Raw genomic sequence first — 18,517 nt, 5'->3', positions numbered from 1 at the left:
GGCGGTTTAGCGTGGCGCCGCTGAGCGGGGGCGCGAGCCCCGGCGTCGGCCCCACGGCGCGCAGCTGCCAAACGGACTCATTTCCACGCCGCAATAAAAAAACCGCGCGGGCCTCGGCCCGCGCCTTTTTGCTTGGGAGGCACTGCTATCAGGCGGCGATGTCGAAACGGTCGGCGTTCATCACCTTGGTCCACGCCTTGACGAAATCACCGACGAATTTCTGCCCGGCATCCGCCGACCCGTAGACCTCGGCCAGCGCGCGCAGCTGCGCATGCGAGCCGAAGATCAGGTCGGCGCGCGTGGCGGTCCACCTGACCGCCCTGGTCTTGCGGTCGCGTGCTTCGTAGACCTCATGCGAGCCCGGCTCGGAGGCCGGATCCCAGATGGTGCTCATCGAGAGCAGGTTGACGAAGAAGTCGTTCGTCAGCGTGCCCGGCCTGTCGGTCAACACACCATGCTTCGAGCCGCCGGTGTTGGCGCCGAGCACGCGCAGGCCACCAACCAGCACCGTCATCTCCGGCGCCGTCAGGTTGAGCAGTTGCGCCCGGTCGACCAGCATGGCTTCGACCGACATGGGCGGTTTGCCACTGACATAGTTGCGGAAGCCGTCAATTTTCGGCTCGAGCGCCGCAAAGGAATGGACGTCCGTCTGCGCCTGCGAGGCGTCGGTGCGGCCGGGCGTGAAGGGGACCTTCACCGCATTGCCGCCATCCGTTGCGGCTTTCTCGACCGCGGCGACGCCGCCGAGCACGATGAGGTCGGCCAGCGAGACCTTCTTGCCGCCTGCGTTGAACTCGTTCTGGATGGCTTCGAGCTTCGCCAGCACGGTAGCCAGTTCGACAGGCTGGTTGACCTCCCAGTCCTTCTGCGGCGCCAGGCGAATGCGCGCGCCATTGGCGCCGCCGCGCTTGTCGGAGTTGCGGAAGGTCGAGGCCGAGGCCCAGGCGGTCGAGACCAATTGCGAAACGCTGAGGCCCGAAGCCAGGATCTTGGCCTTCAGCAATGCGATGTCCTGGTCGCTGACCAGCTCATGGTCGACGGCCGGAACCGGATCCTGCCAGATCAGCTCTTCCTTCGGCACCAACGGGCCGAGATACCGCACGACCGGCCCCATGTCGCGATGGGTGAGCTTGTACCAGGCACGGGCGAAGGCATCGGCGAACTGCTCCGGATGCTCATGGAAGCGGCGCGAGATCTTCTCATAGGCGGGGTCGGCCCGCAGCGCGAGGTCGGTGGTCAGCATTGCCGGCGCATGACGCTTCGAGGGATTGTGCGCGTCCGGCACCGTAACCGCGCCAGAGCCGCCCTTCGGCGTCCACTGATGGGCCCCGGCCGGGCTCTTGGTCAGCTCCCATTCGAAGTTGAAGAGATTGTCGAAGAAGTTGTTGCTCCACTTGGTCGGCGTCGTCGTCCAGGTAACTTCGAGGCCGGACGTGATGGCATCGCCGGCAATGCCGGTGGCATGCTTGCTCGACCAGCCGAGGCCCTGCGCCTCGATGCCCGCGCCTTCCGGCTCGGCGCCGACCAGTGTTGCATCACCGGCGCCATGGGTCTTGCCGAATGTGTGGCCGCCGGCGATCAGCGCCACGGTTTCCTCATCGTTCATTGCCATGCGCGCGAAGGTCTCGCGGATGTCGCGGGCCGAGGCCAGCGGATCCGGCTTGCCGTTCGGCCCTTCCGGGTTGACGTAGATCAGGCCCATCTGCACCGCGCCGAGATGGCCGTGCAACTCACGGTCGCCGGAATAGCGCTTGTCGTCGAGCCACTTGGTTTCCGAACCCCAGTCGACATCCTGCTCGGGCTCCCAGACATCGGCGCGGCCACCGGCAAAGCCAAAGGTCTTGAAGCCCATCGATTCCAGCGCGACGTTGCCGGTGAGAATCAACAGGTCGGCCCAGGAGATCTTGCGGCCGTATTTCTGCTTGACCGGCCACAGCAGCCGGCGCGCCTTGTCGAGATTGGCGTTGTCCGGCCAGCTGTTCAGCGGCGCGAAACGCTGCTGGCCCGCACCGGCGCCACCCCGGCCGTCGCCGATGCGATAGGTGCCGGCGCTGTGCCAGGCCATGCGGATGAACAGCGGCCCGTAATGGCCGAAATCGGCCGGCCACCAATCCTGCGAATCCGTCATCACCTTGTGCAAATCCTCGATCACCGCGTCGAGGTCGAGCGTCTTGAACTCCGCGGCGTAGTCGAAAGCTTCGCCCATCGGGTCCGAAAGGCTCGACTGCTGGTGGAGAACGCCGATGTCGAGCTGGTTCGGCCACCAGTCGCGGTTGGTCCTGGCGGAGGTTCCATGCGCGACCGGGCATTTGCCCGCGCTGTTGTCGTCGGTCATCGCGTCCATCTTGGCCTCCGAATTGCTGATTTATGTGTTGTTTTTTCCGGGCCGGCCGGGAGCCGCGCCATTCTGGAATGGTTCCAGACTAAGCCGTCTCTTCGATAAAAACAAATTGCCTTTCCTGTTTGTTGCGATAGGCTTTCCTTATGATTGGCTTGACCGTGCGGCAGATGCAATATTTCGAGGCTTTGGCGCAAACGCTGCATTTCGGCCGCGCAGCAAAACTCGCCGGCGTCAGCCAGCCGGCGCTGTCCGCGCAGATCGCCGAGATGGAGCAAAGGCTGAACTGCCGGCTGTTCGAACGCGGCGGCAAGACGGTGCGGATGACCGAAGAGGCGCAAGCGCTGCTGCCACGCATCGAGCGCATCCTGCGCGATATCAGCGAAGTCGAGACGACAGCGCGGCGCGGCCGCCCGGCCATGGAAGGGCGCTTCCGGCTGGGTATCATCCCGACGGTGGCGCCCTATCTGTTGCCGTACGCACTGCCGGAGCTGAAGCGGCATTTTCCCGCTTTGCAGCTCGAACTGCGCGAAGCGGTGACCGCGTCGCTGGTCGAAGACACGGCAACGGGACGGCTCGACGCCTTCATCGCCGCGCTGCCGCTCGACCAACCCGGCCTGGTTACCGAGGCGCTGTTCGCCGACCGCTTCTTCCTCGCCGTGCCGTCAGGCGACCCGGCCTTCGCCTCGCCGCCGGTGCCGCCGGAAAGCCCGGCGCTGGAGCGGCTGATGCTTTTGGAGGAAGGCCACTGCCTGCGCGAACAGGCATTGGCACTGTGCGGCAGCGTGCGCCCGGTGGCGATGGCAAGCTACGGCGCTACCAGCCTGACGACGCTCTTACAGATGGTGGCACATGGGCTCGGCGTCACGCTTATCCCGGAAATGGCGGCAAGGCCGGCCAGCGCCATGCCGGACCTCAAGATCGTGCCGTTCCAGGAGCCGATGCCGCAACGCACGATCTGCCTGGCATGGCGCCGCAACAAGGTGCGGCATGATGAGTGCGTGGAGCTGGCCAAGATCATTCGTGGGTTGGATGCGGCGGTGCTGGGGGCGTGAGAGTTAAACTCTTGATCCATCCCGACAGTTGGTGCGCTCCTGGTTGATGCGCCTGGCTCTTTTGACTTCGTCGGCGATATGCAGCGCATAGCCGTCCGCTGATGGCAGCGGCAGCGATGTTCTGCCAATCGAAGCCTTCAGAAAACCTTTGCCGGCTGTTCTCCCTGTAAGGCGACGGCGCAGCGCCGTTGCATCGATACCGCTCGAGCGGTAAAGCGCGGCAGAAATACGGTCCGGTTTGCGCCGATCGGGTTGGGGGTCATTGGCCGCGGCCATCGCGATTTGGCGCTGCTCATCCGCATCCTTGCCGGATAAAAGGATCTCCAACGCCTGATGCTGGCGGCTTGCGACGGCGTAAGTACCGCCTGGAGAGCCTCCTCCACGATAGGTCACGATCTTCAACACTGTCGGTGTATCTCCGAATGCGAAATGTGCGCCGGCACGCCAGGCTCGCATCACGAAGTCCTGCAACGGTGGACGATAGAGCGTCAACGGGTGCGCCCACAAACCTATTCGGTCGACAATGCCGCGGTCGAAAATCCAGGCGCTGGCGGGCTCAAACAAATAGTAGTTGCGATCGCAGACGTCGTGGTCCACCCGGTCAGCGCGGGATATTCGTGCAAAGAGCGGCACTGGCGAATCCATCGCCTCGCTGGAGGTACCTTCGGCGTAAAGGGCTGCGCCAACGAAGAAGTCAGAGCGCGCGTGAAGTTTCGCCCTTGCCCGCGCTATGTGATCTGGCAGCAATATGTCGTCATGGTTGAGGTAGGCAAGGAGCGGTGTCGAGGCGACGAGACTGCCTACCGAGTTCGGCCCGGATTGATGCCCGAAACGCCTTTGGAGGTTGAGATAAGAGAAACGCGAATCGGCCATCGAGCGCACCACAGCTTCGGTCTCCGGCGCGCAATTGTCGCCGACGACGAGCACCCGCCAACCCTGATCTGTCTGGCGTTGGACTGAGCGCAAGGCGATTGCCAATGTGTCGGGGCGATTATACGTCGCCACGACGAAGGTTATCTCATCGTCACGCATCGCTCCTTCCAGACCAGACATCATTCTTGTTCCCGTATCTCTCAGTGTGGTAACCAGCGGCTCGGGGGATTGGGAAAATATGCAGGACAGGCTGGATTCGGTTGAGCAGATTCTCGACTGGCGATCAAAGCAGCTATCCCTGAGTGCTTTTCACTATGAACGCATCCCGCTTTCCCAGTGCCGCGCTTGGCGCTTGGCGGACGGACGCATCGAGCATTCCACCAGGCGATTTTTCAGCGTCGCCGGCATAGCAGCCGCATCTGCCTCCCCTGCCGTCAACACCCAAAGCCAACCTATCATCGACCAGCCCGAGGTGGGAACGCTTGCTTTCCTGTTGCGACACCTGGATGGGCAATGCGACGTCCTCGTTCAGGCCAAGACAGAGCCTGGAAATGTCGGCGCGGCGCAACTGGCGCCAACCGTCCAGGCGACGCTCAGCAATTACAACAGGCTCCATGGTGGGGCGCCGACACGCTATCTCGAGTATTTTGACATCACGACCGACACGACCAGCGATCAGCTGCAGTCCGAGCAAGGAACGCGTTTTCTGGCAAAATACAACCGCAATGCGACGCGCGAAATCGTCGGCTCCGGTCCTGAGCCGGCCGGCGAGGCATGGCGATGGTGTGGCATGGAGCCTTTGCTCGCGTTGCTCCACCATGACTACGTCATCAATACAGACGCACGCTCGGTGCTGGTCGCCAGTCCGTGGGAATCGCTTGGCCCGGACGGATCGCCGTTTTCATTCGCGCGAGGTGCCTGCAATTTCGGCGCGGATCTCTTCACCTCGCATGGGACGCAAGACGACAAAGCCGTGCATAATTTCGTCGACCTGCTGGACAGGCTGTCTGCCGCCCGCTTGTCCGCATCGATTGTTCTGTGCCCTGTCCCCATCGACAGCATATCCGGCTGGATTTTCGAAGACAGCGAGATCGCCGACGAAGGTCGTAGCCGGTTCCGTGTCGGATATCATCGCATCCAGGCACTCGACCGCGAGGTGCCGCGATGGGATCAGCCGCTGCTATCGGACTTCCATGCCGTGAATGTCGTGCTGGTCTGCCAGCGGCGCGGCGGTGTGCTGCACTTCCTGTTGCGGCATGCCGTGGAGATCGGTTTTCGTGAAGGCGTTCAATTCGGCCCGAGCCTGCAATTGACCGCAACGGAGCATTTGCGCGACCCTTTTCAGCGGCCGCTCGTCGATCTCATTGAAGAGGGCATCGTTCACGCTGACGTCTGGGCATCAGACGAAGGCGGCCGTTTCGACCACAACCGTGTGCGCTACCGCATGGTCCAGCTACCTGACGGGTTGGAATGCTCCGATGGCCCGGCGGCCTCGTGGGCGACGCTGTCGCAGATACGCAAGCTTCTGAAGATTTCCGGCGCATTGACCAATGAAGCGCGCAGCGTCCTGTCCCTGCTGCTGCCGTATTTGTGGAAGGCTTGAGTCACGTTGTCTTCTGCGCCACCAATCCGAACTCCTCCACCATCGTCTCGCGCATCGAGAACTTCTGCGGCTTGCCGGTCACCGTCGTTGACCAAAAGAACCCCGTTATCGCTTCGAGGTGATCCGCCCTTCCATTCGGTATTTCGCTCTTCCAGATAGTCTATCTCTGGAACGCGCGGTTGCCGGCAGCGTTGCATCCCAACCAATTCCGTAACCGGAGGATGCGATATGGAAGGATTCAGGCCTGAAGACAGCTTTCGCGGTGACGTTGCAAGGCGTTACGACGATGAGCTGCGCGGCGATGAGGACGAGACGGTTCTGTTCCTGCAGGAGATCGCTGCCGGACGGGATTGCCTGGAATTCGCGGTCGGCACGGGGCGAATTGCCTTGCCGCTGGCGGCCACCGGTCTGCGCGTCGACGGCATCGAGCTTTCGCCCGACATGATCGACATGCTGAAGGCCAAGCCCGGCGGATCGAAGATCGAAGTCGTCAATGGCGACATGACGGCGGTGGAAACGGGCCGGCGATACGGGCTGGTCTATCTGGTATTCAATTCGATCGGCAACGTGATCACCCAGGATGGCCAGGTCAAGTGCTTCGAGAATGTGGCCCGGCACCTCGATAAGGATGGCGTTTTCCTGCTCGAATGTCGCGTCCCCACGGCGCCAATGCAGGCCGACAACGGCTTTGTCGAAATTTCCCATCCTGGAACCGGGTCGGTGCACATCGCGGCGTGCAGATATGATCCGGTCAGTCAGGTGCTCGATCTGTCACATATCGATATCGGCAACGACAGTGTCCGCATGGTCCCGCTGAGGCTGCGGCTGGCAAATCCTCCCGAGTTCGACCTGATGGCGCGTTGCGCCGGCCTGCAGCTCGACCAGCGATACGGCGGCTGGAAGCGCGAACCCTTCGATGCCCGCAGTTGGCGCCACATCAGCATCTATCGGAAGAGGTAGGCTCGGCGTCACGCTTATCCCTGATATGGCGGCCAGGCCGGCCAGCGCCATGCCGGACCTCAAGATCGTGCCGTTCCAGGAGCCGATGCCGCAGCGCACGATCTGCCTGGCCTGGCGCCCAACAAGGTGCGGCATGATGAGTGTGGGGAACTGGCGAAGATTATACGCGGCCTGGATGGCGGTGCTGGGGGTGTGAGGCGCTTGGGTCTCAGATGTCGCCTTGGGAACACCGGGAAAAGAAACTCAACCCAAGCGCGTTCGAGAGTATCCGCCTTGATGGGCTGATCGCCAGATCGCACCAAAGCCTCAAGGTATAAATATCAGAAATACATACGTAAAAAAAACAACAGCATGGACCATTCCGGTCAGGAACGTCGTCCTTTCGTTACTAAAGCTTACGCCGCATATGAAAAGCGCTAAAACCAAAAGTACTGCGTCGGCCTCCGGTAGCCCCAAGGTCAACCCTCGTCCCGTCAGCAGGCTGGCTGCTGCGACCGCCGGTATTGTCAAACCAATCGTGGCGCAAGCCGAACCCATTGCGACATTCAGGCCGCGCTGCAGCTCATTGTTGAGTGAAGCACGAACCGCCGAAATGGCCTCCGGCATCAAAACCAGACCCGCGATCATTGCCCCCACAATGCTGTCAGCCTGGCTCACCTGGTAGGCAACGAGCGCATCTTCAACACTTGCGGCGACCTGCTCGGCGAGCATGACAATTCCGATCAGCCCGATAACCAGGAGCAGAGCGCTGGAAGAGACGCTTGCGTGAGGGGTGGTTCGCGCCGAAACGTCATGTGCCAGTCCTTCGATGAAATCGTCCCGGTGCCGGACTGTCTGCGCGAACACAAAACTTGCATAGAGCAGCACAGAAAGAACGCTTACAAGGCCAAGCTGAGCTGCTGAAAATGTGCCGGGATCAGTGGTCCGCGTGTAGGTCGGCAGGATAAGCGTCATGACGGTCAGTGCGACCAGAACCGCCAGATATGCGCTGGTCCCCTGCCGGACAATTGCCTGCTTGCGGTGACGCCAGCCGCCCAACGTGAGACACATTCCGACAACGCCGGTGGAGGCAATCATCACCGTCGAGAAGACGGACTCACGCGCAAGCGTGGGGTTGTTCTCTCCATGCAGCATCATGGAAACGATGATCGACACTTCGATTGCCGTTACGGCAAAAGTCAGCACCAATGTGCCATAGGGCTCGCCCACACGGTGGGCCACCGCCTCGGCGTGATCGAGCACCACAAAAATGGTGATAAACATGATCGCACTCGAAAGCGCTCCGACGAGGATCCTGACGCTCGGCGAACCTTCGTCCACCGATAGCCCGCTGGCTCTGACCGCAACGGCCATTGCCAGGGCGGCCAAAGGCATCGCATAGGAAATCGCCGATCGTGCGAAACCAGTCATTCAAGCCCCCATGCGTCTCTGCAACCCGTGCGGAAAGCCTGTGCGAAGTACCCCAATGTCATTGCGAAGCCGGCAATCCCCATCAACCGGCACCAGCCCCCTCAAGCCGTCTTCTGCACCACCAGCCCCAGTTCCTCCACCATCGCCTCGCGCATCAGAAACTTCTGCGGTTTTCCCGTCACCGTCATGGGCAGTTCGGTGCGGAAGCGGATGTAGCGGGGGATTTTGTAGTGGGCGATCTGGCCGGCGCAGAAATTCTTGATCTCCTGCTCGGTGGCGATCTGGTTGGGCTTCAGCACGATCCAGGCGCACAGCTCCTCGCCATATTTGGCGTCGGGAATACCGAACACCTGCACCTCCTTGACCTTGGGATGGCGATAGAGAAATTCCTCGACCTCTCTGGGATAGACGTTTTCGCCGCCGCGGATGACCATGTCCTTGACCCGGCCGACGATGTTGCAATAGCCCTCGGCGTCGATCGTGGCGAGGTCGCCGGTGTGCATCCAGCCATCGCTGTCGATCGCCTCGCGGGTTTTTTCCGCGTCGTCCCAGTAGCCTTTCATGACGGAATAGCCGCGGGTGCACAGCTCGCCCGGCGCGCCGACGGCGACGGTGGCGCCCTCGGCGTCGATGGCCTTGACCTCGACATGCGGATGGATGCGGCCGACAGTGGAGACGCGTTTTTCCAGCGGATCGTCGACGCTGCTCTGGAACGAGACCGGGCTGGTCTCGGTCATGCCGTAGGCGATGGTCACCTCTTCCATATGCATCAGCGTCACCACCTTCTTCATCACCTCGATCGGGCATGGTGAGCCCGCCATGATGCCGGTGCGCAGGCTGGAGAGATCGAAGCTGGTAAAGTCGGCGTGGTCAAGCATGGCGACGAACATGGTCGGCACGCCGTAGAGGCCGGTGCAGCGTTCCTGCGCCACCGCCTTCAGCGTCGCGCCGGCGTCAAAACCCTCGCCAGGAAACACCATGGTCGCGCCCTTGGTGACGCAGCCCATCGTGCCCATCGACATGCCGAAGCAGTGGTAGAGCGGCACCGGGATGCAGAGCCGGTCGTCGACGGTGAGCTTGATCGCAGCGGTGACGAAATTGCCATTGTTGACGATGTTGGTGTGGGTCAGCGTCGCGCCCTTGGGCGCGCCCGTCGTGCCTGATGTGAACTGGATGTTGATGGCCTCGCCCGGCTTCAGCCCTTCGGAGATGCGGTCGAGGCTGTCATGCTCGTCGCGGCCGGCCATCGACAGCACATCGGCGAAATTGAACATGCCGGGCGAGTTGTCGTCGCCCATGCGAATGACGATCTTCAGCGTCGGCAATTTCTGCGCCTTGAGCTTGCCCGGGGTGGCGTTGGCGAGCTCCGGCGCCAGCGTCTCGATCATGCCGAGATAGTCGGAGGTCTTGAAACTGGCGGCGGTGACCAGCGCCTTGCAGCCGACCTTGTTGAGGGCATATTCCAGCTCCGTCAGCCGGTAGGCCGGGTTGATGTTGACCAGGATCAGGCCGATGCGAGCGGTGGCGAATTGGGTGACCAGCCATTCCCAGCGGTTGGGCGACCAGATGCCGACACGGTCGCCTTTTTCGAGGCCGAGCGCCAGGAAGCCGGCGGCGAGCGTATCGACCGTGTCCGACAATTCGCTCCAGGTGAAGCGCTTGTCCTGTCCGACGAAGACGGCAGCATCCTGCGTGGCGTATTTGCTGACCGTGCCGGAGAAAAGCTGAGGGATCGTCTTGTCGAGCAGCGGCACCGAACGGTCGCCCGACACATGTGCCAGGCCGTCGAGCGGAGCGATGAACGCCCTGCCGCGCCCGCGCAGATTGGTGGCGTTCTTGAGCTCGTCGAGATTGATCGCCATCGCCGTTTCCTCCCGGGATATGGCGAGCCTATCAGCCTGATGGGATGGTGGAAAGTAGAGGCGGTTCCCCTCCCCCTCGCGGGGAGGGTGCCTCGCGAAGCGAGGCGGGTGGGCTCCTCGGCGAAGTGCTCGACTTCCTTGGTCACGGTCGACCCGGCTTGGGTCGTCTCGCGTCGAGCACTGCCGGAGCGACCCCACCCGTCCATCCGCCTTTGGCGGCTGTCCACCCTCCCCTCAAGGGGGAGGGAGCGCGCTCATCTTCGCGGCTATTTCCCGCACTAGCGCCTCATCCGCAGCAGCACGATCTTTCCTGGCAGCCACGAGGCAGGCCTGCGACTTCAGCACAACCCCATCGGCCAGCACCTTGAGATGGTTGGCGCGCAGGGTCGAGCCGGTGGTGGTGATGTCGACGATGACATCGGCAAGGCCTGCCGCCGGCGCGCCTTCGGTGGCCCCGAGGCTTTCGACGATGCGGTAGACCTGGATGCCGTGCTTTTGCGAGAAGAACTGCTGCGTGAGCCGCCAGTATTTGGTTGCGATCCTCAGTCGCCTGCCGTGGCGCTGGCGGAAATCGGCGGCGACATCGTCGAGATCGGCCATAGTATCGACGTCGAGCCAGATGCCGGGCACCGCGACCACGACATCGGCATGGCCGAAGCCGAGGCGAGCGACGATTTCGGCGCGCGCCTCCCAGTCGGCGAGGTTTTCGCGCAGCAGATCCTCGCCGGTAATGCCGAGGTCGACCGAACCTTGCCCAATCTCGCCGGCGATTTCGGACGCCGACAGGAACGCCACCTCGATGCCCTCAGTGCCGTCGATGCGGGCGCGGTACTGGCGCTCATCGCCGGGCAGGCTGACGGCAAGCCCGGCCTTGGCCAGTACCTCCAAGGCCTGCTCCTTGAGCCGGCCTTTCGATGGGATCGCCAGCGTGATCATTGCGGCTCTCCCCGCAGCGCTTCGATGCGGTCGAGCCAGACGGAGAAGCCGACGCCGGGGATCGGCGTCTTGGCGCCGAGCAGGGTCAGCAGCCGGTCGTAGCGACCGCCGCCGGCCAGCGGCCGCTCGCCACCAAGTGCTGCGATCTCGAAGACGATGCCGGTGTAGTAATCCAGCGGACGGCCGAAGGCGGCGTCATAGCGGATCGTCTTTGCGGGCAGGCCATGCGCCTCGATGGCTTTGGCGCGGGCGGCGAATTTTTCCAGCGCCGCGCCCAGCGAAAGCCCGGCACCAGCGGCGAAGCTTTCGAGCGCAGCGCTGGCGCCGTCGAGCGGCACGTCGATGGCGAGAAAATCCCTGAGTGCTGCAAACGCTTCGTTCGACAACCGCACGCTGCGCAGTTCGGCCTTTTCGATCAGCCGCCGGGCAATGTCGGCGGGCGCGCGTCCGCCGGATGCCAGCAGGCCGGCCTCTTCCATGCCGCCGGCAATGTGGGCGGAAAGCGCTTCGAGATCGCCATCGAGGACAAGGGCCGCGACTTCGCCGTCAAGCTGACCGTTGCGTGGCGGATTGGCGAGATCGGACAACGCTGCCTGCAGCATCGGCCCCGAACCGAAGGCGCGCGCAAGTCGCATGCGCCAGCCGCGCGGCAGGCCGAGGGCCGCCAGCACCGCCTCGAAGATGGTCTGGTCGCCGAGCGTGATCGCAAGAGGTTGCGCCGGCAGCACCAGCTGCAGCAGCGCATGCGCATCGGCCAGCGAACGCGCATCGGCCTTGGCCGTATCGCGGTCGCCGAGATCCTCGATGCCGGCTTGGAAAAACTCGTTGCCGCCCTCGCGGCGCTGGCGGAACACTTCGCCGAGATAGGAATAGCGGCGCGGCGTGCCGGCCTGCGAGGCGATGTGGTCGAGGCAGACGGGGATGGTGAATTCGGGACGAAGGCACAGCGTCTTGCCGGTCTCGCTTTCGGTGAGGAAGATGCGGCGGCGCAGATCCTCGCCGGCCATGTCGAGGAATGGGTCGGCCGGCTGCAGCACCGCGACCTCGACCGCATGGGTGTTGCGGGTGGCGAAGAGTTTGGTGATTTCGGATGCGATGGCGGGATAGCGGGAGGTCATGCGTGGCGCGAGGCACCCCCCTCTGGCCTGCCGGCCATCTCCCCCTCAAGGGGGGAGATTGGCAGCTCGGAGCGCAGCGCCTCTTCTTCAACGCCGGAGATTGGCGAAACCATGCGCGACATCCAATCTCCCCCCTTGAGGGGGAGATGGCCGGCAGGCCAGAGGGGGGCGTTCAAGCGCCACCCTTCGCACGGTCAGCGGCCTGCACCGCCAAAATCTTCCTCACCTCGGCGGCCAGCTCTCCCTCCGCCACCGTCACCTGCGCCGGGCGGGCAGCCCGCCATTCAGCGTTGTCGGCGATTTCAGCGGACATGCGCGCGCCTTCGATCAGATCCTTGATCTGCAACTCGCCCTTGGCGCGCTCATCGCCGCCCTGGATGATCGCGACCGGGCTACCGCGGCGGTCGGCGTATTTCAGCTGCGCCTTCATGCCGGCGCCGCCGAGATACATCTCTGAGCGGATGCCGGCGGCGCGTAGCTCTGCGACCATCTTCTGGTAGCGGCCAAGGCTTTCCGTATCCTTGTCCATGACCAGCACGACGACCGGCGCGATGACATCGGTGGTGTCCAGCTTGCTGAGGTTCTTCAGCGCCGTCATCAGGCGGGAGACGCCGATCGAAAAGCCGGTCGCCGGCACCGGCTCGCCACGGAAGCGCGAGACCAGCCCGTCATAGCGGCCGCCACCACCGACCGAACCGAAGCGCACGATCTGGCCGTCTTCGTTGGGGATTTCGGCCAGAAGCTCGGCCTCGAAAACCGGGCCGGTGTAGTATTCGAGGCCACGCACGACGGAGCGGTCCATGGCGATACGATCTTCGCCGTACCCTGCCGCCCTGACCAAGGCTTCAATCGTGGAGAGCTCGCCAACGCCTTCCTGATAGATCGCGTTCGCATCGACATTGGAATCCTGGCGGGCCTGTTCCCTCGCTGTCGCGAGAAGAACGGCCTCGGCTTGCGCCTCATTCAGTCCGGCACCCTTGGCAAAGTCACCCTCGCCTTCCTTGCCGCCATCCCAGCGCCCCGGACCAAGCAGCAGTCTCACGCCTTCCGGTCCGAGCTTGTCCAGCTTGTCGATCGCGCGCAGCACCGTCAGCCGACGCCCTGCATTCTCATCGCCGCCAAGGCCGATCGCTTCCAGCACGCCATCGAGCACCTTGCGATTGTTGACGCGGATGACGTAGTCGCCGCGCTTGATGCCGAGCGCTTCCATCACGTCGGCCATCATCATCGCCATTTCAGCATCAGCCGCGACGCCCGGTGTGCCGATGGTGTCAGCGTCGAACTGCATGAACTGGCGGAAGCGGCCGGGGCCGGGCTTTTCGTTGCGGAACACCCAGCCGGAGCGGTAGCTGCGATAGGGCTTCGGCAGTCGCTCAAAATTCTCGGCGACATAACGCGCCGTCGGCGCGGTCAGGTCGTAGCGCAACGACAGCCACTGCTCGTCATCGTCCTGGAAAGAAAATACGCCCTCATTAGGCCGGTCCTGGTCGGGCAGGAATTTGCCCAGCGCATCGGTGTATTCGATCAGCGGCTGGTCGGCCGGCTCGAAACCATAGAGCTCATAGACCGAGCGGATCGTCGCCATCATCTTCTCGACGGCGCGGATGTCTTCCGCACTGCGGTCGGCAAAGCCGCGCGGCAGCCGCGCTTTCGTCTTTTCCGATTTGTCGGCCATGGGATGGGTCTTTTCGCTTAGTAATCGATGACTTGTTTGGAGTGGGCGTGTCCTAACCGAAGCGGCTTGGTGCGGCAAGGGTTTGCGCTTTTTCCTTCTCCTCCGAAACAAAACGCACCAAAAGGAAACAATTCCGCCATCGGCGCGGCATCGTGCCGACACAATCAGAGCCGATAAGCGCGCCGAAACAAAGGGTTGGGGCCATGACTGCGGCACACAAGTTCGACATCAGAGACGACGGCCTGCATGAAGTCCGGCTGCGGCCGGCCGAGAGCCGTGCGCAGGTGACGGCGAGCCTCGGTCCGTTTGAGGTCACCGCCGACGAGCGCAAGGGTTCCACCATGCGCGAGGCGCTGATGACCGGATTGCTGGTGATTTATCCGGCCTTTGCGGCACTGGCGGCGATTGTGGCGGGATTGTTCCTGACTGGCGCCAGCGGGACGTGAGTTCCTTACCCTCCCCTTGTGGGGAGGGTCGACGCGTAGCGTCGGGGTGGGGGTGCGGCGCCAAGATACCCCCACCCGCGCCTTCGGCGCGACCTCTCCACAAGGGGGAGGTAGGGGGACAGCGCCCTACTTCGGCCTCTTAAAGGCCTTGCGTTCCTTCTCCACCTGCTCCCGGCAAACACACCCCTCGAGATGGTCGTTGACCAGACCCATCGCTTGCATGAAGGCATAGACCGTCGTCGGTCCGACAAAGCTCCAGCCGCGCTTTTTCAACTCCTTCGAAATCCTGATCGAGACCGCTGTCGTCGGGTTGGCCCGCAGGTGGGCGAGGTCGACGATCTCCGGCCGCTCCTCCGACCCCGGCTCGAACTTCCAGAACCAGGCGGCCAGCGAGCCGAATTCATCCACCATTTCGCGCGCGCGTTTGGCGTTGTTGATGGTCGAGACGATCTTGCCGCGGTGGCGGATGATGCCGACATTGGCGACCAGGCGCTCGACATCCTCGTCGGTGAAGGCAGCGACCTTGTCGAAGTCGAAACCGGCGAAGGCCTCGCGGAAATTCTCGCGCTTGCGCAGAATGGTCAGCCAGGACAGGCCGGACTGAAAGCCTTCCAGGCAGATTTTTTCGAACAGCCTGCGGTCGTCGGCGACCGGCCGGCCCCATTCATGGTCGTGGTAGTGCAGATAGTCCGGCAGATTGCCGTGCCAGAAGCAGCGCGTGATCCCGTCGGAGCCGGTAAGCAGTCCGGTGTTGTCTTGCGCCATGGCCAATCCATCCGTTAACGCGCTTTCGCGCTGCATTTACCGCGGCTTTACCAGATTCCTGAACCCGGCGGTAACCACACCAAAAGGTTTACTGACAAAGCGGCATTTTACGCATTCCGATTCATGTTTCGGTTGCCGCTTCGCGCCAAGGATCGCGCAACCGGGGGCAAGTTCCGCCTCCGTCCGTTCGACGATCAAGGTGCGTTCCGATGAAGATCTTTTTGCGTTCCGTGCTCGGCGCCGTGGCCATTCTGGCCGCCGGCGTCACCTCCTCTGCCGCCAACGACCGCTATGCCGACAGGCCGCCGGTGATGGTGAGCCCCGACCTTTCCGCACCCTGGGTGCTGCAGCTTGGCCGGGCGCCCGGCATCGTGCGGCAGAGCCGACAGGTGGTCCAGCAGCCGCGACTTCGCTATGCGCAGCCGGCGCGACCCGATCGGGTGCGCACTGCTTCCGTGCAGGCGCCGGCCAAGCGCGTGGTGATGCGGCCGCAGATCAATCCGCTCTACCTGCCGCAGGAAGTCGCCTATGACGGCCCGCAGAAGCCGGGCACGATCGTCATCGATACGACGCAGAACTTCCTGTTCCTGGTCGAGAAGAACGGCAAGGCGCGGCGCTATGGCGTCGGCACAGGCAAGCCTGGCTTCGAATGGTCTGGCACGCACAAGATCACCAACAAGCGCGTCTGGCCGGACTGGCGCCCGCCAGCGGAGATGATCAAGCGCGAGGCCGCCAAGGGCCGCTACCTCCCGACCTATCTGGCCGGCGGCGAGGAAAACCCGCTTGGCGCCCGCGCGCTCTATCTCGGCACGACGGAATACCGCATCCACGGCACCAACCAGCCATGGACCATCGGCGGCTCGGTGTCTTCCGGCTGCATCCGCATGCGCAACGAGGACGTGGTTGACCTTTACGAGAGGGTCAATGTTGGAACGACCGTGGTCGTGATATAATCGGCTACCGAATCATCTGATCCAGAAGGTTAGACCTTCAGGATCGGGAAGAGTTTGCGGGGGACGGGCCGTGTGGGGATGCGGCCAGTCAGGAAAGGGCAGCCCGGGAAACCGCGCTGCCCTTTCTCTTTGCGGCTATAGCTGAGCCAGGCTGCGCCAGAACGTCGCGCCAGGGGGATGACGGTTCGCTTTCACGCTGCCTTGCCGCATTTCCCCTGCTATAGGGACGGCCAAACTCCCCTGCGCCAAACTCCGCTGCAAAGGTCCAGCCATGTCTCCGCCAGACGATAGCCGTTATCTCCGGGGCGGCCCGGTCGCCCAGCGCATCATGGCATCCGTGCGCGAGGATGCCGCCATCGCTACCGCCGAAGGTTTTCCGCCCAAGCTGGTGTCGATCACCGTCGGCGATACCGCTGCCGTAGATGTCTATGTGCGCAACCAGCGCGCCAAGGCCGCCCTTGCCGGCATCGGTTTCGAGGAGCGGCGGTTCCCCGCCGACATCAGCGCCGGCGAACTCGAGGCGGCGATCCACGGCCTGAACGCCGACCCGCGCGTCACCGGCATCATCATCCAGCGGCCGGTGCCGGCGCATATCCCGATCAAGACGCTGCAAGCGGCGGTGCATCCACTGAAGGACGTCGAGGGCATGCATCCGGCGTCGATCGGCAATATCGTCTACAATCAGCTCGACCTCGCGCCTTGCACGGCTGCGGCCTCGGTCGAGCTGCTCAAGGAAACCGGCCTCGACCTCAAGGGGCTCGAAGTCGTCGTCGTCGGCCATTCCGAGATCGTCGGCAAGCCGATTGCCTTCCTGCTGATGAGCGAAGGCGCGACGGTGACGGTGTGCCATCACATGACGCGCTCGGTGGCGGCACATGCGCGCCGCGCCGATGCGCTGTTCGTCGCCGTCGGCAAGCCGCGGCTGATCAAGGCCGACATGGTGAAGCCCGGTGCGGCCGTCATCGACATCGGCATCAATTCCGAGATCGGCCCGGACGGCACGAGCCGCATCGTCGGCGACGTCGACACCGAGAGCGTGAAGGAAGTCGCGTCCTGGATCACGCCGGTGCCGGGCGGCGTCGGCCCGATCACTGTGGCGATCCTCTTGCGCAACACAATGGTCGCGCTCAGCCGCCAGCGCGCGCGCTACCAGGCGACGTATGGCGTGGTGGACCGGCTGGCAGCGGAATAGCTGCTTACTCGGCGGCGACCAGGTTTCCTTCGGAGACGCCCTCCGGCTTCGGACCACCATAGGCCCAGTCGAGCAGCTTGATCGTGTGCACCACCGGCAGCTTTGCAGCCGAAGCGATCTGGGTGATGCAGCCGATATTGCCTGTGGCAACGATCTCCGCGCCGGTGGCCTCGATGTTTTTCACCTTTCGGTCGCGCAGCTTCTCCGAAATCTCCGGCTGCAGGATGTTGTAGGTGCCGGCCGAGCCGCAGCACAGATGGCCCTCGCGCGGCTCGCGCACGACGAAGCCGGCCTTGGCCAGCAACTCCTTCGGCTGGCGGGTGATCTTCTGGCCGTGCTGCATCGAACAGGCGGAGTGGTAGGCAACGACCGTGCCGGGCTTGCGCACCGGCTCCGGCAGGTCGAGGCTTGCGAGATATTCGGTGATGTCCCTGGCCAGCGCCGAGACCTTTGCAGCCTTGTCGGCATAGGCCGGATCGAGGCGCAGCATGAAGCCATAGTCCTTGATGGTGGTGCCGCAGCCGGACGCGGTGATGACGATGGCATCGAGCCCACCCTGGTCGATGGCGCGTGTCCAGGCATCGACATTCTGCCGGGCCGAGGCAAGGGCTGCTGCCTCGCGGCCCATATGATGGACCAGCGCGCCGCAGCAGGCCTCGCCCTCAGGCACCACGACCTCGACGCCGAGCCTGGTCAGCAATGCAATCGTCGTCACGTTGATGGCGGGATCGAGCACCGATTGGGCGCAGCCGGTGAGGATGGCGACGCGGCCCTTTTTCGCTCCCTGCCCGGCATGGACGCCAGGAGAGGCCATTGGCGAGGCGGCGGGAATAGAGGCCGGCGCCAGCTTCAGCATAGCACCGAGCGGCTTCAAGGCTGGGACCTTTTCGAACAGGCCGATGAACGGCTTGCCCAATCTCGCCAGCTTCAGCGCGGCGCGAAAGCGCGCGGGGTAAGGCAGCACTAGGGCCAGCAGGGCGCGGGTCAGCCGGTCGAGCAGCGGCCGCCTGTAAGTCTCCTCGATATGGGCGCGGGCATGGTCGACCAGATGCATGTAGTTGACGCCCGACGGGCAGGTCGTCATGCAGGCGAGGCAGGACAGGCAGCGGTCGATATGGGTGACGATCTCCTTGTCGGCGGGACGGCCGTTCTCCAGCATATCCTTGATCAGGTAGATGCGCCCGCGCGGTGAATCCAGCTCGTTGCCGAGTGTGACATAGGTCGGGCAGGTGGCGGTGCAGAAGCCGCAATGCACGCATTTGCGCAGGATCTTCTCCGATTCCGCGACATGCGGATCGGCGAGCTGGGCAAGGGAGAAATTGGTCTGCATC

The 18,517-nt window shown here is 63.5% G+C and carries 15 protein-coding genes and 1 pseudogene; 7 read left to right on the top strand and 9 right to left on the bottom strand.

The window, feature by feature from the left end; all coding sequences use genetic code 11:
* Positions 1-148: 148 nt before the first annotated feature.
* A complete protein-coding gene (gene katG, locus NKJ75_RS07435; protein ID WP_352499502.1) occupies positions 149-2,344 on the bottom strand; it encodes a catalase/peroxidase HPI in 2,196 nt (731 codons plus the stop codon).
* A 140-nt stretch (positions 2,345-2,484) separates the two neighbouring features.
* Here katG and NKJ75_RS07430 point away from each other — a divergent pair, with 140 nt between their 5' ends.
* Positions 2,485-3,393: a hydrogen peroxide-inducible genes activator gene (locus tag NKJ75_RS07430; RefSeq protein ID WP_023834022.1), complete on the top strand. Its 909-nt coding sequence runs from the start codon at positions 2,485-2,487 to the stop codon at positions 3,391-3,393.
* Positions 3,394-3,396: 3 nt separating this feature from the next.
* Here the strand turns inward: NKJ75_RS07430 and NKJ75_RS07425 are convergent, their stop codons facing one another.
* On the bottom strand, positions 3,397-4,425 hold the full coding sequence (locus tag NKJ75_RS07425) for a glycosyltransferase family 2 protein (RefSeq protein ID WP_023834023.1): 1,029 nt from the start codon (positions 4,423-4,425) through the stop codon (positions 3,397-3,399).
* 79 nt (positions 4,426-4,504) lie between these two features.
* Here NKJ75_RS07425 and NKJ75_RS07420 point away from each other — a divergent pair, with 79 nt between their 5' ends.
* The 3 genes and pseudogenes from NKJ75_RS07420 to NKJ75_RS07410 form a co-directional block, all read left to right on the top strand.
* Complete coding sequence (locus NKJ75_RS07420) at positions 4,505-5,869, top strand: NDP-hexose 2,3-dehydratase family protein (RefSeq protein WP_352499501.1); 1,365 nt, start codon at positions 4,505-4,507, stop codon at positions 5,867-5,869.
* 228 nt (positions 5,870-6,097) lie between these two features.
* Positions 6,098-6,829, top strand: a complete 732-nt coding sequence (locus NKJ75_RS07415) for a class I SAM-dependent DNA methyltransferase (RefSeq protein ID WP_352499500.1) — start codon at positions 6,098-6,100, stop codon at positions 6,827-6,829.
* A pseudogene (locus NKJ75_RS07410) lies at positions 6,768-7,006 on the top strand (LysR substrate-binding domain-containing protein); the annotation flags it as partial. The gene NKJ75_RS07415 and the pseudogene NKJ75_RS07410, both read left to right, overlap by 62 nt.
* A 129-nt stretch (positions 7,007-7,135) precedes the next feature.
* Here NKJ75_RS07410 and NKJ75_RS07405 read toward each other — a convergent pair.
* The 5 genes from NKJ75_RS07405 to hisS form a co-directional block, all read right to left on the bottom strand.
* Complete coding sequence (locus tag NKJ75_RS07405; RefSeq protein ID WP_023834027.1) at positions 7,136-8,239, bottom strand: calcium:cation antiporter; 1,104 nt, start codon at positions 8,237-8,239, stop codon at positions 7,136-7,138.
* A 101-nt stretch (positions 8,240-8,340) separates the two neighbouring features.
* Positions 8,341-10,101 carry an AMP-binding protein gene (locus NKJ75_RS07400; RefSeq protein ID WP_352499499.1) on the bottom strand — a complete coding sequence of 587 codons (1,761 nt, stop codon included), beginning with the start codon at positions 10,099-10,101 and terminating at the stop codon, positions 8,341-8,343.
* A gap of 234 nt (positions 10,102-10,335) precedes the next feature.
* On the bottom strand, positions 10,336-11,037 hold the full coding sequence (gene hisG / locus NKJ75_RS07395) for an ATP phosphoribosyltransferase (RefSeq protein ID WP_023834029.1): 702 nt from the start codon (positions 11,035-11,037) through the stop codon (positions 10,336-10,338).
* Entirely contained in the window at positions 11,034-12,155 is a 1,122-nt protein-coding gene (locus NKJ75_RS07390; RefSeq protein WP_023834030.1) for an ATP phosphoribosyltransferase regulatory subunit, read from the bottom strand. The genes hisG and NKJ75_RS07390 overlap by 4 nt, the downstream gene beginning before the upstream one ends.
* Before the next feature lie 172 nt (positions 12,156-12,327).
* On the bottom strand, positions 12,328-13,830 hold the full coding sequence (hisS, locus tag NKJ75_RS07385; RefSeq protein ID WP_352499498.1) for a histidine--tRNA ligase: 1,503 nt from the start codon (positions 13,828-13,830) through the stop codon (positions 12,328-12,330).
* 203 nt (positions 13,831-14,033) lie between these two features.
* Here hisS and NKJ75_RS07380 point away from each other — a divergent pair, with 203 nt between their 5' ends.
* Positions 14,034-14,276, top strand: a complete 243-nt coding sequence (locus NKJ75_RS07380; RefSeq protein WP_023681830.1) for a hypothetical protein — start codon at positions 14,034-14,036, stop codon at positions 14,274-14,276.
* A 126-nt stretch (positions 14,277-14,402) separates the two neighbouring features.
* Here NKJ75_RS07380 and NKJ75_RS07375 read toward each other — a convergent pair whose 3' ends face one another.
* Entirely contained in the window at positions 14,403-15,041 is a 639-nt protein-coding gene (locus NKJ75_RS07375) for a DNA-3-methyladenine glycosylase I (RefSeq protein WP_023686832.1), read from the bottom strand.
* 209 nt (positions 15,042-15,250) lie between these two features.
* On the opposite strand from NKJ75_RS07375, the gene NKJ75_RS07370 reads away from it, so the two are divergent.
* Positions 15,251-15,994, top strand: coding sequence for a L,D-transpeptidase (locus NKJ75_RS07370; RefSeq protein WP_023686831.1), 744 nt, complete (start codon positions 15,251-15,253; stop codon positions 15,992-15,994).
* 271 nt (positions 15,995-16,265) lie between these two features.
* The gene (locus tag NKJ75_RS07365; RefSeq protein ID WP_023670547.1) at positions 16,266-17,186 is read left to right on the top strand and encodes a bifunctional 5,10-methylenetetrahydrofolate dehydrogenase/5,10-methenyltetrahydrofolate cyclohydrolase; all 921 of its coding nucleotides are present in this window, start codon (positions 16,266-16,268) and stop codon (positions 17,184-17,186) included.
* Between the two features lie 4 nt (positions 17,187-17,190).
* Here the strand turns inward: NKJ75_RS07365 and glcF are convergent, their stop codons facing one another.
* The gene (glcF, locus tag NKJ75_RS07360; protein WP_023745707.1) at positions 17,191-18,516 is read right to left on the bottom strand and encodes a glycolate oxidase subunit GlcF; all 1,326 of its coding nucleotides are present in this window, start codon (positions 18,514-18,516) and stop codon (positions 17,191-17,193) included.
* Position 18,517: the final 1 nt, after the last annotated feature.

Origin of the sequence: Mesorhizobium sp. M0058, assembly GCF_040323095.1 — a bacterium.
Classification (GTDB): domain Bacteria; phylum Pseudomonadota; class Alphaproteobacteria; order Rhizobiales; family Rhizobiaceae; genus Mesorhizobium.
The sequence above is the reverse complement of the archived record's forward strand: the minus strand, read 5'-3'. Positions and strand labels throughout refer to the sequence as shown.

What these genes read in the sequence shown, in the direction of transcription:
- katG (WP_352499502.1), bottom strand. Translation starts at nt 2,344, where the DNA reads ATGGACGCGATGACCGACGACAACAGCGCGGGCAAATGCCCGGTCGCG.
- NKJ75_RS07430 (WP_023834022.1), top strand. Translation starts at nt 2,485, where the DNA reads ATGATTGGCTTGACCGTGCGGCAGATGCAATATTTCGAGGCTTTGGCG.
- NKJ75_RS07425 (WP_023834023.1), bottom strand. Translation starts at nt 4,425, where the DNA reads ATGCGTGACGATGAGATAACCTTCGTCGTGGCGACGTATAATCGCCCC.
- NKJ75_RS07420 (WP_352499501.1), top strand. Translation starts at nt 4,505, where the DNA reads ATGCAGGACAGGCTGGATTCGGTTGAGCAGATTCTCGACTGGCGATCA.
- NKJ75_RS07415 (WP_352499500.1), top strand. Translation starts at nt 6,098, where the DNA reads ATGGAAGGATTCAGGCCTGAAGACAGCTTTCGCGGTGACGTTGCAAGG.
- NKJ75_RS07405 (WP_023834027.1), bottom strand. Translation starts at nt 8,239, where the DNA reads ATGACTGGTTTCGCACGATCGGCGATTTCCTATGCGATGCCTTTGGCC.
- NKJ75_RS07400 (WP_352499499.1), bottom strand. Translation starts at nt 10,101, where the DNA reads ATGGCGATCAATCTCGACGAGCTCAAGAACGCCACCAATCTGCGCGGG.
- hisG (WP_023834029.1), bottom strand. Translation starts at nt 11,037, where the DNA reads ATGATCACGCTGGCGATCCCATCGAAAGGCCGGCTCAAGGAGCAGGCC.
- NKJ75_RS07390 (WP_023834030.1), bottom strand. Translation starts at nt 12,155, where the DNA reads ATGACCTCCCGCTATCCCGCCATCGCATCCGAAATCACCAAACTCTTC.
- hisS (WP_352499498.1), bottom strand. Translation starts at nt 13,830, where the DNA reads ATGGCCGACAAATCGGAAAAGACGAAAGCGCGGCTGCCGCGCGGCTTT.
- NKJ75_RS07380 (WP_023681830.1), top strand. Translation starts at nt 14,034, where the DNA reads ATGACTGCGGCACACAAGTTCGACATCAGAGACGACGGCCTGCATGAA.
- NKJ75_RS07375 (WP_023686832.1), bottom strand. Translation starts at nt 15,041, where the DNA reads ATGGCGCAAGACAACACCGGACTGCTTACCGGCTCCGACGGGATCACG.
- NKJ75_RS07370 (WP_023686831.1), top strand. Translation starts at nt 15,251, where the DNA reads ATGAAGATCTTTTTGCGTTCCGTGCTCGGCGCCGTGGCCATTCTGGCC.
- NKJ75_RS07365 (WP_023670547.1), top strand. Translation starts at nt 16,266, where the DNA reads ATGTCTCCGCCAGACGATAGCCGTTATCTCCGGGGCGGCCCGGTCGCC.
- glcF (WP_023745707.1), bottom strand. Translation starts at nt 18,516, where the DNA reads ATGCAGACCAATTTCTCCCTTGCCCAGCTCGCCGATCCGCATGTCGCG.